Annotated in this window: 17 protein-coding genes and 1 tRNA gene; 3 read left to right on the top strand and 15 right to left on the bottom strand. The window is 58.0% G+C overall.

Annotated features, from left to right (window positions below; genetic code table 11):
- The first annotated feature begins 29 nt into the window (after positions 1 to 29).
- A complete protein-coding gene (locus HNQ99_RS00580) occupies positions 30 to 674 on the top strand; it encodes a hypothetical protein (RefSeq protein WP_184473704.1) in 645 nt (214 codons plus the stop codon).
- A gap of 121 nt (positions 675 to 795) precedes the next feature.
- On the opposite strand, the gene HNQ99_RS00575 is transcribed toward HNQ99_RS00580, so the two are convergent.
- A complete protein-coding gene (locus tag HNQ99_RS00575; RefSeq protein ID WP_184473703.1) occupies positions 796 to 1266 on the bottom strand; it encodes a hypothetical protein in 471 nt (156 codons plus the stop codon).
- Between the two features lie 88 nt (positions 1267 to 1354).
- Here HNQ99_RS00575 and HNQ99_RS00570 point away from each other — a divergent pair, with 88 nt between their 5' ends.
- Positions 1355 to 1624 (top strand): hypothetical protein, encoded by a 270-nt coding sequence (locus HNQ99_RS00570; protein WP_246414305.1) that lies wholly within the window; start codon positions 1355 to 1357, stop codon positions 1622 to 1624.
- A 23-nt stretch (positions 1625 to 1647) separates the two neighbouring features.
- On the opposite strand, the gene HNQ99_RS00565 is transcribed toward HNQ99_RS00570, so the two are convergent.
- The 9 genes from HNQ99_RS00565 to HNQ99_RS00525 all read right to left on the bottom strand — a co-directional run bounded on the left by HNQ99_RS00565 (position 1648) and on the right by HNQ99_RS00525 (position 8073).
- Positions 1648 to 3375 carry an AAA family ATPase gene (locus tag HNQ99_RS00565; RefSeq protein ID WP_184473701.1) on the bottom strand — a complete coding sequence of 576 codons (1728 nt, stop codon included), beginning with the start codon at positions 3373 to 3375 and terminating at the stop codon, positions 1648 to 1650.
- Positions 3362 to 3511 (bottom strand): hypothetical protein, encoded by a 150-nt coding sequence (locus HNQ99_RS00560; protein ID WP_184473700.1) that lies wholly within the window; start codon positions 3509 to 3511, stop codon positions 3362 to 3364. Before HNQ99_RS00560 ends, HNQ99_RS00565 begins: the two co-directional genes overlap by 14 nt.
- Positions 3508 to 3789: a hypothetical protein gene (locus HNQ99_RS00555; RefSeq protein WP_184473699.1), complete on the bottom strand. Its 282-nt coding sequence runs from the start codon at positions 3787 to 3789 to the stop codon at positions 3508 to 3510. The genes HNQ99_RS00560 and HNQ99_RS00555 overlap by 4 nt, the downstream gene beginning before the upstream one ends.
- The gene (locus HNQ99_RS00550; RefSeq protein WP_184473698.1) at positions 3786 to 4007 is read right to left on the bottom strand and encodes a helix-turn-helix transcriptional regulator; all 222 of its coding nucleotides are present in this window, start codon (positions 4005 to 4007) and stop codon (positions 3786 to 3788) included. The genes HNQ99_RS00555 and HNQ99_RS00550 overlap by 4 nt, the downstream gene beginning before the upstream one ends.
- A 133-nt stretch (positions 4008 to 4140) precedes the next feature.
- Positions 4141 to 4779 (bottom strand): hypothetical protein, encoded by a 639-nt coding sequence (locus HNQ99_RS00545; RefSeq protein WP_184473697.1) that lies wholly within the window; start codon positions 4777 to 4779, stop codon positions 4141 to 4143.
- 85 nt (positions 4780 to 4864) lie between these two features.
- The gene (locus tag HNQ99_RS00540; RefSeq protein ID WP_184473696.1) at positions 4865 to 6019 is read right to left on the bottom strand and encodes a tyrosine-type recombinase/integrase; all 1155 of its coding nucleotides are present in this window, start codon (positions 6017 to 6019) and stop codon (positions 4865 to 4867) included.
- 236 nt (positions 6020 to 6255) lie between these two features.
- Complete coding sequence (locus HNQ99_RS00535; RefSeq protein WP_184473695.1) at positions 6256 to 7365, bottom strand: Fic family protein; 1110 nt, start codon at positions 7363 to 7365, stop codon at positions 6256 to 6258.
- 89 nt (positions 7366 to 7454) lie between these two features.
- Positions 7455 to 7853, bottom strand: coding sequence for a PIN domain-containing protein (locus tag HNQ99_RS00530; RefSeq protein WP_184473694.1), 399 nt, complete (start codon positions 7851 to 7853; stop codon positions 7455 to 7457).
- Entirely contained in the window at positions 7843 to 8073 is a 231-nt protein-coding gene (locus HNQ99_RS00525; RefSeq protein WP_184473693.1) for an AbrB/MazE/SpoVT family DNA-binding domain-containing protein, read from the bottom strand. The genes HNQ99_RS00530 and HNQ99_RS00525 overlap by 11 nt, the downstream gene beginning before the upstream one ends.
- 294 nt (positions 8074 to 8367) lie before the next feature.
- Between HNQ99_RS00525 and HNQ99_RS00520 the strand changes: the two genes are divergently transcribed.
- Positions 8368 to 8456 (top strand) — tRNA-Ser (locus tag HNQ99_RS00520).
- Positions 8457 to 8577: 121 nt separating this feature from the next.
- Here the strand turns inward: HNQ99_RS00520 and HNQ99_RS00515 are convergent.
- The 5 genes from HNQ99_RS00515 to HNQ99_RS00495 all read right to left on the bottom strand — a co-directional run bounded on the left by HNQ99_RS00515 (position 8578) and on the right by HNQ99_RS00495 (position 13871).
- A complete protein-coding gene (locus HNQ99_RS00515; protein ID WP_184473692.1) occupies positions 8578 to 8748 on the bottom strand; it encodes a CsbD family protein in 171 nt (56 codons plus the stop codon).
- Positions 8749 to 8932: 184 nt separating this feature from the next.
- Positions 8933 to 9874, bottom strand: a complete 942-nt coding sequence (locus HNQ99_RS00510) for a TauD/TfdA dioxygenase family protein (RefSeq protein WP_184473691.1) — start codon at positions 9872 to 9874, stop codon at positions 8933 to 8935.
- Between the two features lie 26 nt (positions 9875 to 9900).
- Positions 9901 to 11295 (bottom strand): MFS transporter, encoded by a 1395-nt coding sequence (locus tag HNQ99_RS00505; protein ID WP_184473690.1) that lies wholly within the window; start codon positions 11293 to 11295, stop codon positions 9901 to 9903.
- A 7-nt stretch (positions 11296 to 11302) separates the two neighbouring features.
- A complete protein-coding gene (locus HNQ99_RS00500; RefSeq protein WP_184473689.1) occupies positions 11303 to 13690 on the bottom strand; it encodes a TonB-dependent receptor in 2388 nt (795 codons plus the stop codon).
- A gap of 16 nt (positions 13691 to 13706) precedes the next feature.
- Positions 13707 to 13871 (bottom strand): hypothetical protein, encoded by a 165-nt coding sequence (locus HNQ99_RS00495; RefSeq protein WP_184473688.1) that lies wholly within the window; start codon positions 13869 to 13871, stop codon positions 13707 to 13709.
- Positions 13872 to 14369 lie beyond the last annotated feature (498 nt).

Below are 14369 nucleotides of genomic sequence, written 5' to 3'. Positions count from 1 at the left end.
GCCTGAGACCCAGCGCCTTCGGATGTATAATGCCGCCATCAATCATGGAGGTGACAATGGGCGGGATCGGATCAGGCGCGCGTCGTTCAACGAACATCGGAAACATCGAGGACGCGTTGGCACTCGACATTCGCGCTTTGCGGCGGCTGGGCGTAGTTCGACCCGGCGAATGCACATGTAACACGGTGCACTGGTTGATTGGCGATCTAAGCGCATTCAGTCGCCTTCGTATCGATCTCAGCGACATTGAACGCGGCGGCGTCATGGCGATCGACGCCGATATGCCCGGTGGCACCATCAAACAGCACGTCGCTATCGAAATGGTGCCGTCGCCGTTCGGGGGCCATCGCTGCTACTTCATCTGCCCGTTCATCGCTCGGCGCTGCGAAGTGATCTACTATGCCGGAGGCCGGTTCGGCTCACGCGAGGCGCAACGGCTAAGCTATGCGGTGCAGGGGATGAATGAATGTTCCCGTGCCCGTCGCAAGGCCGCCAAGCTACGCAGCCGCCTGTCTGGGTCGGGAAGTCAGCCGATCCCTCGCGGACGCAACCGGATCGACACGGTGCAACGACTCCGGCAGGCGGAGTTAGAAGCGAAGACGCTATGCCTTGATCGGCTGCGCAATCTTACTGATCGGTCTGGTGCCCGACGGATACCCGACGACGCCCGTTAACGGGTTCGAGATTCGGATTTCCGGCTGTTTGGGCAGGACGATGGCCTCATTTACAATCAGTGGGTCGGGGCCGGACGTCGGGGGTATGTCGCCCGGATTTTCTTGAACGAGGTCAGGGAAATCAGTGGGTTCGTTCCGTTTTCAGCTCCCTCGTGGCCAAGGCGGTAATCTCCTTTATCGCTTGGGCGACCGCATAGCTCCCGGCGTCCAGAACTTCAAACCAGCCGTCATAGTGGTCGTCCAACACCTTGTTCATTGCCTCGGCTCGTTCTTTGACGGCAGGATCGAGCAACCAGACCTCTCGCCCGACAACGCCCCGAAGAATCTTTCGGGCGCTGCGGTAGCTGGCACCGCGCTCTTCAACAATTTCGTCCGAGGGGTCACGCCTCAACATCGCATCGTTCATGCTGACAGTGAACCACGCATCCATTTCGTGGAGGGCTTCGAGGATTGCGCCATAGGCGTTCGCTTTCCGGTCCCAGAGCTTCTCATTTTGCGATCGCCTCCACGCAAAATGGGAGGTCATCCAAACAGCGATCAAGGTCGTGACCGGCGCAATGACAAAACCAATAGTTGAGACCCAAACCGGCATTTTCCTGTTCCTTCTGGGATTTACCCTGACAAGCCTTCCGAACCCGTCTTAATGGAAATGTCGGTCCCAACCAAAGGAGATGACCGACATGACCACGACCGAAACCGAGAAGCCCAATGCTCCGATTACCGAGGCGAAAACCGACGCAGGCAAGCCTGCCGTGGTCACGCTCGACCAGCTTGCCCGAGAAATGAAGATAACACCGCGCGACGCTCGGATGCTGCTGCGCCTTGCGGCCAAACAGACGCGGCAATATCCAAACCTTGGCAAGGAGCATGTCGCCCGCCAACCGTGGCAGTGGGCGGCAGGGTCAAAGGCGCTGGATGAAGCGCGAAAGGCCCTTACCGCCGACCGTTGAGCGAAAAACTGGCCAGAACTCCCCTATAGGATAATATTGGCCAGTTTCCAGCGTTGTCCGGCCTTGATGACGCCCAGCGACTTGGCCGCGCGCCGCACGGTACGGGCCGAATGCGAGCGTTTTTCTCCGTCGGCTATGACTTCCGCGATCCGGCGTTCGCCCTTAGCCAGCGCCGTTTCGAGGAACTCGATGGCGGCTTTGACTTCGGTATCGGGCCGTCCGACCTTCTCAACGGATTTGAGGAAGTCCTCAGGCCCTAGCTCACACTCGCCTTGCCACTCGACCACCGGAATGATCCGCTTCTCGCGGTCGCCGTCTACCAGCGCATAGATCTGCGAGGCACCCCGTTCGGACAGGTTGTGCTTGATGTGGACCATGACCTTGAGGTCGTCATTTTCCGGGTGCTGGCCGATAAGTACCGCAGAACGGGCAGCCGCCGTGATGTCGACCGAGCCCAGCCCGCGAAAAATCGCCTTGTCCTTCTCTCCCTTGGTCAAATGGCGCAAGGCAATCACCGTGACATTGGTTGCTTTCGCCAGTTCCGCAAGCCGGGCCATGAATGGGCGGGTTTCGTTCGCCTTGTTCATGTCGATACCACCTTGCATGTAGGCCAGCAGTGGGTCGAGGATGAGCACCGCCGCCTTTTGTGCGACAATGTGTTTCTCGATCCAGCCCAGCGCCTCCTCCTCCAATCGGAAGAACTTCTTGGAAAAGGTGATGCGCAACAAATCGGCGTTCATCCGGGTGAGACGCCGCACAAGCGTGGTTTCGGGATCATCCTCGGCGCTCATGAAGAGGACATTGGCCGCCCCGCCCTTCTTCTGTCCCGGCAAGGCCCGTCCACTTGAGATCGCCGCCGCCAGTTCGCACAGCAGGTAGGTCTTGCCGACATTGGGATCACCTTCGAGCAGGTTAATCGCCCCGCGCACGAAATAGGGCTCCCACAGGAAATCCACATCACGCGGCGTCACATTCGCCATGGTCTCGAACAGTTCATCGTCGGCGGGATCATAGCGCATGACGCTGGATGCGATCCGTTCGATGTCCTGGTCGGGCAAAGGCGGACTGCAATGGTCAGCGTTCACCGCATGGAGCGCGGTGGCGATCACCGCATCATCGAAGCCCTGTCGTCTGAATGGCCCGGCTAAGCTGGTCAGGCGGTTATCGCGCGACCCTCGGCGAAGAATCCCCTCACCAGCTTTTGCCTGCTTGCGCTTAGGGGAATTGCTCCGCGCCAGAATGGCATTGAGCACCCGCCCCGGCAACTTAGCAATAGGTGCTGCCGGTTCATCCGATCGGTAACGCCCGCCTTCGGGATGTGCGGACTCCGGGAGCAGCACATAACCGGACGCAATGATGTCCAGCTTGGGCTCCAAGCCGATCTTGCTTCCCCTGATCCGCCCAGCGTGGTGGAAATAGAGGTGCCGTCCATTGCGGGTGATCGTTTCGCGCGTGGGAGGCAGCGGCCCGAAACGTTTCAGCGCCGCCTCTCCTTCCGGTCCGTCCACGTCAATAATGAGAACCGGCGATGCCTTCGCCACAGCTCCAAGGTTGATCGACGGATCTTCGCTCAGCCATTGCTTGACGATTAAGGCTTCCTCGGTCGCGCTATCCGCCCCGCTGGCGCAAAAGCGCGTGTCAGGCACCTTGGAGCGGGGTTGTAGCGCGACTACACGCATGGATGCTTTCAGGGCGGCTTGCGCCGCCCCGAATTTACGTTTGGCCAGAGGCGTGAGCTCAATCTTGCTCATCGTCCGCCTCCTCGGGTTCGCCAGCGTTATAGCTTGTGTCGCCAGTTTCTTCGACCGCGATCCGATAAGTCACATATTGCCCGCGATTGTCCGGGTCTGGCGCATGAAGATAGAGATATCCAAGGAATCGCGTCATGCGTCGCCTCCCTCGGAATCATCACGAACCGCTCCTACCCGCTTCGCCTCCACCTGAACCAAATCCATGATGCGCGTTATGGCCCCGGTGGTCCCCAACCATTGCCGTATGTCCTCAAACGGAAGATAGGTTTCGAACCCCATCCGTTCTTCGGTCTTCTCGATCTCGGTTCCACAGCATCGACACGTGGAGATTACTTCGAAGTCGATGTGCACCACGTTGTTGATAAGCGGCTCACCGAAGCCGATCTTTTCACCCCTGTAATCGAAGATCATCACGCCACCTCCCGCAACGCGGCAAGCGCTTCGATATGGGTATGAATTTCGGAGGCCAGCCAGGCGACCGAATGCGCTCCGATGCGGACGCGCTTGGGGAATTTCCCGGCCGCTTCCAGCCGCAACATGGTGGAATTGGACAGATTGATCCCAAGGCGCACCAAATGCTTACGCGTGTATAGCAAGCGGCGATCCGCCGCTCGAACAGGCAGTTCTGACATGACATTATCCCTTCATCTTCAATGATAAAGGGTGCGCACCCTCAAACTCCGACGTCGTGCATGTTTGTGCCGCATCCTGAGCCGGCTTGCCATCGAAGGTCTTGACGATCTCAGCCCAATCCGGGCCGAAGCGTCACACGCCCATTCTGACCAATTCCTTGAAATGGTCCTCAAGCTGCGGTTTGGCCTCACGGGTAATCTCGACATAGGCGAGTTTCATTGCCGCGAAGAAGGGTGAGGCATTGCCTTTGCCGTTCCCGTCATCGACACCGGTATAAGATCGCTGAACGTCGAGATTGGGCGCGTGGCGGCGAACCACCTGCGCGATCCAGAAGAGGAATTCGCGGCGCATCTCAATATTGTGGCTGAAATGCCGGGACTCGGAACGGGCGGTAAGATCGTCGCGCAAATCGGCCGCGAACCGTTCCAGCCGCGCGAGGCTCTCAGCTAATGAATACCGCTCATCTGCCGCCAAAGCCGATGTGTGATTTTCCGGGTACTGCGCGAATTTCGGATCATCAGCCAAGGCGTTGCGCAATGCCTCAGCCGGGTTGAGTATCTGCTGTTGCAGCCACCGCGCCCGCTTGGAGAGAGACATATCGTCAGGGCCATGGTCGAAGCTGGACGGCGTGGCATCGATAATCGCGCGAATGCGTTCACCAACCGCTAGGAAATCGCGCCGCGCCGCCTCGATCTTATCGTCTAACCCAAGATGCGCCGACAGCTTGCGCATCGCTGCGTCACCAAACATCTCCGGCCATGGCAGATACATGATGCCCCTTACTGTCGTGCAGTCGTGACCAATGCCCCCACTCTCCGGGCTGGCGCGAGTCCGCCGGTCGGTTGCTCGGAAAATCCTATACGATTGGGCTCAATTCCGCGAGCCGCTGCCCCCACATCTCCAATGCCTCGCGCATTTCATCGGCATAATTATGCCGGTTATACACCGCCGCAACGCCTGACACGATGCCGCTGACATGATTTAGAATCTTCTCGGTCACAGCTTGCGTAACCCCCAACTTGGCAAGGTTGGTCGCAGCGGTTCGGCGCAAGTCATGATAGCGCCAGTCGGAGGTTTCGGATTCGGCGGAGAGGCGACGCAGCCACTTTGAATAGCCACTGACAGGCGTTTGGCGCGTGGTCGTGAAGACGTAATCGCAATCGAGGAAGCGCGGAACCTCATTAAGGATTTCGAGGGCGAAGGTGCTGAGCGGCACATAATGCTTCTTGCCGTTCTTGGCGCGCTCGGCCGGGATCACCCAAAGCTTCTCCTCAAGATCGATTTCGCTCCAGCGCATCTCAGTCAGTTCGCCCCGGCGTTGTGCTGTCGCCAGCAGCATGGGAACGATCTGCCGAAACGGATAGACCTCGTTGCGGCATGCCCGCAGAATGCGAACCAACTCATCATCGTTCAACACACGCTCGCGGGACACCTCCTTGGTGGGAGGTTTCACGCCGGCGATCGGGCTGGCTTCGAGAATCCCGCGTTCGATACACCAGTTGAACAGCTTGCGGATATGCGAGAGGATGCGGTTGGCCTGATAGCCTGCTCCCCGCTCGATGGCTGCGTCCATCAATTCCAATATGTCGTACCGCTTGATCTCGCGGATATCGCGCGGACCATGCGCGCTTATGAATTCCTGTTCCAGTATGCGCTCGGCTTCGCGCCAACTCTTGTTGCGGGTCTGCGCATATAAGCGGATGAACTCGCGGCAGACGGTCTCGACCTTCATGTCGGGTCTGCGCCGTCGCTTGGTTGGGTCGATCCCTTCATCGGCCTGCCGGAGTAAATCGATTGCCTTCTCGCGGGCCGTTGCCAACGACAGGCGCGGATATACGCCAAGCGTGACCCGCTTCTGTTCAAGGCCAAATCGGAACTTGACGGAGAAGACCTTTCGCCCGTTCTCCGAAACCCGAACGCTCAGGCCGGGACAGTGAAGATCATGGACGTCATATCGTTTTTCTTTGCCCTTGAGGGCATCGAGCGTCTTTGCAGTCAGGGCTTTCTTCATGTGTCATCCTTTCGAATGACACTTCAATAATCACGGAAATCAGCCAATCTCAAAGGAATTCCTGATCTACGGAGGACATGGATCAGGAAAGAGCAACGCGGCGCAATCTAAGAATATGCCCTGACAACCCGGGGGGTGGTTTAGATCGATTTTTCGTACCGATGCTCGGACCAAGCGTCGCGACACTGTTTCTCGATTTTGGGTCTCATGCGATTGAATGACGCTCAGCTACCAGCCTAGCCGATATCCACGTTGAGATGGTAGCGCGCATAACGCCGTTCGCCTGTGCGTATGAGGGCTTCCAGATCGACCAATTCGGAAAGATCGCGGGTGGCCGTCGCGGATGTCGCATCCGTGATCGTCCGGTAGTTGTGCGCACTGAGCCCGCCTTTGAAGCCGTCCGGACCCTCGGCAAACATGCGCAATAACGCCTTCTCCTGCCGCGCGTTGATCCGGTTTCGAAGGTGATCGAACATGCGGGTCTTTTCTATGAGGAATCGGATACGTGCGATCGTTCTAGTCTGGGCTTCAAGCACGATGTCGTCAAACCAACCGAGCCAAGCATCGATCTCGTTGGTCGCACTCGCGCGCTGAAGTTCCGCATAATAGGCCTTGCGATGTCGATTGATGGTTTCGGCAAGTGCGGTCAGGGTTGGAGCTTGCAGAGCTTGCGCAAGGGCCTTCTCGGCAATCGCCCGCCCAATTCGCCCGTTTCCATCTTCAAACGGATGGATCGATTCAAACCATAGATGCGCGATCCCGGCACGCGTGACCGCCGAAAGGGGCTTGGCGCTTCCCGGTGCGCTATCGTTGAACCATTGGATGAACGCCTGCATCTCGGCGGGCACACGATCCGATGGCGGCGCCTCATAGTGGACGCGCGGCGCATGGAGCGCACCGGATACGATCTGCATCGCATCGGCATGCGCGCGGTACGCGCCGACCTCGTTGATGTCCCTGCGGCCGTTCATCAGCATCTTGTGCCAGTCAAACAATTGGCGATCGGTCAGCGGCCGGGCGTAGCTTCGATAGAGGTCAGCCATAAGCTCCGCCGCCCCGGCTTCCGCGGCATTCGCGCGGCGCTGGGATACGGCAAATCCAAGCTGCTTGGCGATCGAGGATTGCACGCTGGCGCGATCGAGCACCTCTCCCTCGATCGCTGAACTCTCGACCATCTCCTGCGAGATAAGCTCGATTGCAAAGCCGCGCTGGGCTTCGCCGTCCAGATGATGCAAGGTGCCAATGACAACCCCCGCCCCTTTGAGGAATTGCGCTTCCGCCGAATGGAGGCGCGCGGCATCGAAGCGGAAATTCGGCCAATCCGGTTGTTGCCAGTTCCAGCGCATGATCGATCGACAGCCTTTCTATCGATCATAATATGCGCATTATATGATTTATAAACCTTTCTCAATCGATCATCGATCTATTTGGTCTATCAGGCAAACGGATTGCGAATCTCCAGCTTATGGTCGATCACCAATCCCGAATGCATGTCTTCGGACCACAGGATTTCACAGCCGGCCCCGAGTGCGGCGCCAGCAATCATGCCGTCGTAAACCGATAGGCCGTAACGCTGGGCTATCCGGAGTCCTTCATCATGAACGGCCTCATCCATGGGAACGACATTCAACAGCTCACGTAAGGCTCCAAGGAACGCAGACACTTCATCCCAGGAAAAGCCCAGCTTTCGCCTGCCGACATTCGCCAGTTCATTGAGCACCTGAACGCTGATTGTTCCACCAGCGTTGAGTAAGGTCTCCGCTTTCCCTGCTTTGCCGCTATCGGAACCGGCTAGGTAGATCAGAATATTTGTATCAATGAAGCTACCGGGCATTCGCCGCATCCCGATCGAATTTGAAATCGGAGGGGATGCGTCCTCGGAAAGCGCGCAAGCGTTCGATCAGTTCATTCCGGCTGGGCTTCCGAGCCACGCCCATGCTGCGTGCATCGGCGATATGTATCTCGATATCGTCTCCCTCGTGAAGATCGAGCGCTTCGACCACAGCCGCAGGCAGACGCACGGCCAGGCTGTTTCCCCACTTCGCGACCTGCATTCGAACCTCCATGATATACGATCTTCATATGTATATCATCGCGAGCTACGTTTCAATGCAAATGGTCGCGGCAGGATTTTCCTGACAGAACCCGCTTTGATCGATATGACACTGGCGACCGGCGATTGCACCCATCAGCCAGCCCCTTCTCCAATCATCCGATACCCAGAAAATCGCCGGTCTTCCGCTGGGGTCCCAAGCGGGTATCGGGAGCCCAAGATTGAGTGAAAGAGCATGAAACGGCCTCAGGCGAACTGCTCAGCCAAAGAGTCGAAAAATCATTGACTAGCGGACGAGATACTGCAATATGGAATGTTGTAAGTTATTGAAAAGATTGACTTTTAATCAGTAGGTCGCTGGTTCGAATCCAGCAGGGCTCACCATATATTTCATTGGGTTACGGGTGATTGAGGAGGTGTGACGCCTCTCAAATTTTTTCAGTGACTTATTGAGGAGAGCCCCGACCAAAGCCGGGGCTCTCGCGACTGAATGCCGATTGGCTAGCTAAATGTCGTCGCCTAGCTTACCCTTTACCTCGCCCTTAAACTGCTGGCCTTTACCCTTGACCTCTTGGGCCCGGCCTTCTTGTCGAGTGTTGGGATTGCCGCTCTTCTGCTTGACCTTACCCAGCGTTTCGTTGACATTTCCTTTTGCCTTGTCCTTCAGTTCACCCACGTCCAATCTCCTTTATTGCTGAGGGGGCGCCTATCGCCCTGCATAGGAATTCAACCAGCTGACATAGGGCAGGTTCCCTCGTACGATCCTATTGGCAGTCGCATTCGGGCAACCATTTCCAGTTGGCTTAGCCCGGATTTGGGTTGAAACGTCTCAGTCAGCGCCGGGGTAGAAGCGAGCTTGGCTATTCGGCCGCCTCAAGCGCCGGCTGCGGTTCGACACTCACGGTTCGACTACGGCGCCCGTCAATAGATACGGGCACTTCGCCAGCAATCGTGGCGCGACGCAGGTGACGCTGTTGCAGGCCGAAATCGGCAACGGCGCGATGCTGCGTGGCCCGATTGTCCCAGATCGCAACGTCGCCCGACCGCCAGCGCCAGCGGACGATGTTCTCCGGCTTGATCACATGATCCTGAAGGATGGAGAACAGGCGCCGGGAGTCAGTGCTGGACAGCCCGGTGAAGTTTTTCAGGAAGTGCCCGAGCAGCAGGGAACGCTCGCCATTTTCGGGATGAACGCGAACGACCGGATGCTCGGTTTCATATATGGTGGAGGCGAAGACCTGGCGATGATAGTCCAGACGATCCTTAGGCACATCGGCGAAGACCCCCGCATAGTCATAATGATTGGTGTGTACCGCCCATAGGCTGTCAGCCAGCGACTTCAAGGCTTCCGGGAGCCCTTCATAGGCTGTCGCCGTATTGGCCCACAGCGTGTCGCCGCCCGCTTCGGGAATGGTGATGGCGCGGAGAATAGATGCCTCAGGATAGGCATCCACAAAGGTGACGTCCGTGTGCCAGGTGGATGCCGCATAGCCCTCCTTCGAATTCAATTCGAGCAGATATTGCGATCCATCAGCGACCGGAACCGTAGGATGCGCAACCGGCTTGCCCAAATGCGCGGCAAAGGCTTCGTGGCGGTCATCATCTAGCGCGACCTGATCACGAAAGAACAGCACCTTGTGGCGAGCAAGCGCAGCCCGGATCGCCTGGATCAAGGAGTCGTCCAGATCGCCCGACAATTCGATTCCCCGCACCTCCGCGCCGATCCGGCCCGCAATAGGTGCGATGTCCAGCGGGCTGCTAGGGTCCCTGGCATTGATGTAAGATGAAATCGTAGTAGTCATGTCATGTCTCCTTCTACTTGGGAATGTCATTCAGCGGCGACCAGCGCGTTGTCGCGTTCATCAAGGGCCCGGCGAATTTCATTGTGGGCGGCTTCATCGAGCGGAAAGCCAAGGATCAACCAGGCGGACAGGGAGTGTCCGATGGCTGGACCGAGGGCGAAGACCAGGAGAAGTCCCTGGAGCGCCTCGGGCGGATTTTGGGCGGAAGGGCTGAAACCCAACCAACCCAGAAGTGGAAAGGTAATGCCGATGGCCGCGGCCATTCCGGCCTTCACCGAAAGGCTGAATGCCGAGAAGAACAGCGCCGTGCGGTCCTCGCCCGTTTCCAGCCGATGCTTGTCGGCAATGTCGGCCACCATCGACCGCAGCATCAGATTGCCCGAACCTTGGGCGAAACCCTGGGCGATAGTGAGAAAAAGCAGCAGCGGCAGATCACCCGGCGTCACCAGCAACAGGCCCAGATTGATGATGACCTGCGCCAGTTCGCCCGCGACAGCAGCGCGGTGCTTGCCGAGCCGGTAGCCAATCTTCATCCAGATTGGGCCCGCGGCAATGCCGAACACGAACTGCAGCAGGAACAGTCCGCTCGCCCATTGCGGCAAGCCCATATAATAAGTGGTGAAGAAGACGATGAGCGCGCTCCGGATGGCCTGTCCCGTGGTTACGGCCAGATCGGAAGCGAGAACGCGCAACAACAGACGATTGCGGAACAGCAAGGAAACAGTCTTACCGAAGCCGGGGGACGTTCCTTGTTTCTCGGGCGCTGCAACTTCCGGGAATGCCCCCAAAGCGAGCGGCAAGGCGATGGCAAGGCTCGCCAGCACGACACTGCCCATGGCGAACAATTTCAAAGCGCCGTCATGCGGATCGATCTGGTCGATCAGGGTCGGCAGGATCAGGACCAGCAACAGCGAAGATGATGCCGCCACGGTTTGATAAGTCGCGACACGGGTCCGCTCATGATAGTGCGTGGAAATTTCGCCGGACCAGGCGAGATAAGGGATTTGGATCATCGACCAGCCGAGATAGAAGGCGAAGAGCGTGACAGAGAGATAGGCGGGGGACACACTGCCTTGCGGCATGAAAAGCAGGAAAGCGGCGATCGCATAGATCGCCCCGCCCACCAGTATCCATGGCCGCCGCCGGCCCAAACGGCTGCGGGTGCGGTCGCTCAGCGTCCCGATCAATGGATCGGCCACTGCTCCCCAGAGCCGTTCCAGCAGGAAAATCGTGCCGATGACGCCCAGCGAAATTTTGAACTGCTGCGCGTAAATCGCCGGCAAATGCACGGCCAAGGGCATCTGCGCCGCATAGATGGGGATACCCAGAGTGGCGAATGCCGCCAGCCTTTTTCCGTCCAGCCGTTCTTCGCGCGGACGGACCGTTTCAATGCTTGGTGCAGGGATGAACGCCGTCGCCATGATTACCTCACAATTTGGTGCGTAGGGTCACGCCCACGGTGCGCGGATCACCAACGAGGCCGGTGACAAAGCCGATCGCTTGCGCATTGAGCGTCTGATAGTAGTTTTTGTTGGTGAGATTCCGGGCCCATAGGGACAGGTCCCAAAGCCCGTCGTCGAGCCTTAGGCCTATGCGCGCATTGAGCAGGCCATAGCCCCGCACCACTGCATAGCGGCTATTGGTCGAAGAGGTGTTGAACTTGCTCCGGTGCGAATAATCGGCGTGAGCGTAGATCAGAAGCTCGCGCCCCTCCCATTCCGTGAGCGGCTGAGCCACATCTCCCCCCAGCGCGTAGGTGAATTTCGGCACGCCTCCAAGCTGCACCCCAGTAAGGTTTTGTGTCGGGGCGAGCGCAGGGTTATTTTCCGGCGCTTGCGGCGCGTTGGTGTAATCACGGTAGGTTGCGTCGGTATAGGCTGCCGCGGCGGTGAAGCTGATCAGCTCGTTCGGCGTAAACAGGATGTCGCCTTCCACGCCTCGCGCCCGAACCTTTGGAATGTTGGAAATATACTGGATATTAGCGCCGGTCAGGTTGAACTGGGTAATGGCGGTCTGATAGTCGGAAACTTCCGTCCAATAAGCGGCACCGTTGAAGGTCAGCTTCCGGTCGAAGAGCTGACTCTTGAACCCGATTTCGTAGTTATCGACGGTTTCCGGTTTCACTTGGGGGATGGCTCCGGAAGGGAGATTGGTAAGGTTGAGCCCGCCGGACTTGTTTCCACGCGAATAGGTCGCATAGACCAAGGCATCGGGAACGAACTTCCAGCTCAGCGTCAAAAGTCCCGACAGGCTGTCGTCGTCCAGCTTGGCCGAGTAGCTGGCGACTGGATTGAACCGGTCACGGATGGCCGTTGCCCCCGCCGCTTGTGTTGGCGACAAGGCGGAAAGATCGGCCCCGGCCACCCAAAATTGGTTGAAGCCGCCCTTCTTTTTCTCATGCGTATAGCGCAACCCCGCGGTGAGGCTGAGCGCATCGCTGATGTTCCAGTTCGCCTGACCGAAAAGAGCGTAGCTCTTCGTTTCCGGTGTCGATGTGGAATTCGCCTCAAAGCCATTGAGGGCGGCATTGGCGATGACCGGATTGGCCGTCGGCGCGTACCAGTCGGGCGCGGCCGATCCGTATGCGGAAGCGCCATAGCCCCGGATAATTTGCCAGAAATAATAAGCACCTAAAACATAATCGATGCTGTTCTCGTCATTGGAGGCAAGGCGGATTTCCTGGCTGAACTGGCGCTGGCGGTTGGCCTGCTGCCCCTTTGTTATCACTGGAAGGCCGGTGGAATCCCCGTCATTGGCTGGGTTCCAATCCCACCAGCGATAGGCGGTGACAGACGTCAGCGAAGCGGGGCCAAGATCCCAGTTCACCTCGCCCGACACACCATATCCCTTCATGAAGGCTTGATAATGGCTGTCGGAATCTCCCCGCCGCGCAAAAGGATCGGCAGGAAGGGGCGCATAACCGGCACGGGCGACGCGCTGGAGAAAGGCATTGGGAAAGGTCAGGCCGCTGTCATAGGAGGAGAAATAGGCTACCGGTACGCTCAGCACGAAACGCTGCTTTTGGTTGGAATAGTCACCGATCAGGCGGATCGACAGATTCTCAGTCGGTTTCAGCAGGAACTGCCCGCGAATAGAGAAATTATCATAATCCTGTGCTTTCGATCCGTCGAACAGGTTGGTCAGGAAACCGTCCCGATGCGTGTCCGCCACACTGATACGGAAGGCAGCTTTGTCGGCGATTAGCGGGGCGGACAGAGAAGCGCGAACCTGATGATAGTCATAGGTTCCAAACGTTGCTTCCCCTGTAAATTCAGGATCGAAGCTTGGCAGGCGGGTGGTGATGTTGATCGCACCTGCCGTCGTGTTCTTGCCGAACAGCGTCCCTTGCGGTCCACGCAATACCTCTATCTGCTGCAAGTCGATGAGGTCGAACTGCGACTGCCCCGGGCGGCCGTAATAAACATTGTCGACATAGAAGCCGACGCCGTTTTCCAGTCCGTCATTAGTGAGCGCGACATTGGAACCAAGGCCACGAATATTGATGTTCGTATTGCGCGGATTGAAGCTGAACACCTGAAGGCTGGGGACAAGCTGCTGCACCTGCCCCAAGGTGAAATTGCCGGTCCGTTCCAACGTCGTGGCATCGACTACGCTGAGCGCGACCGGTACATCCTGGGCCTCTTCCTCACGGCGGCGAGCCATCACGATGATGGCGCCGTCGTCAGAAGCAGCCTCTGCCACGACCGGTAGAGGCGCTTCGTCCGCTTTGGCCGGCGCGGCGGCCAGGGCGGTGACGCTCGCCCCGATGGCGAGCGGAAGGCGGAACATGTTTATGTTGTTCTTTTTGATAGTCATGTAATTTCCTGAAAATTCAGCGCGCCTTTGGGCGCGTCCGTGTGTTGGCGGAAGGCAGGTCTTCTGCATGTTGGATCGGGACAGCTTCCCTTCCGCTCCAAAGGGCGCGCGCAGCTTCCTGAAGGGACAAGGGATAGTGGGCGAGCGCCGCAAGATCGGCTTCTGTAAGAATGATGGACATGGCTCTTCCTCGCAGGAAACGCCGTTCGGGCGTTCCGTCATGCTGTTGGGTTCAGATTGATCGGCGTTGCGGTCGAACAGGATAGCTGGCGCGCGGATGCATGGTCGCCGGTAAGCGGTTGATGCAGCCGTCATCCCCGCAGGACATATGCGCCCCGCGGCTGGCCATCCGGCCGGCCGGTCCTATCTGCTACACATCATGAAAATACGCATCGTTTTCTCCCAAGCGATTGGGGGAACACGATGCCTGGCGTGGTCGCCCGAGCATCGCGCGCTTTAGCCTTTGGTAACGCGGAGCAAGCTGCATCCCTGTCAAAAGCCGCGGGCAGTCGAACGGCGGAAAACCGTCACCTTCTTGCCAAGAAGGCGCTTGCATCGACAAACTCTATCTATATGGTAGAAAAATGGGGGTCAAGCAAAGTTTTGATTTCCAAGGCGAAAGCTCGCATATCTGCGGCAGGTTGCTTTTAAGCTGTCAAGAAAGTCTATCTTCATTTCG

This window comes from Rhizorhapis suberifaciens (assembly GCF_014200045.1).
GTDB classification, from domain to species: Bacteria; Pseudomonadota; Alphaproteobacteria; order Sphingomonadales; family Sphingomonadaceae; genus Rhizorhapis; species Rhizorhapis suberifaciens.
This window is presented reverse-complemented; position numbering and strand designations above follow the sequence as displayed.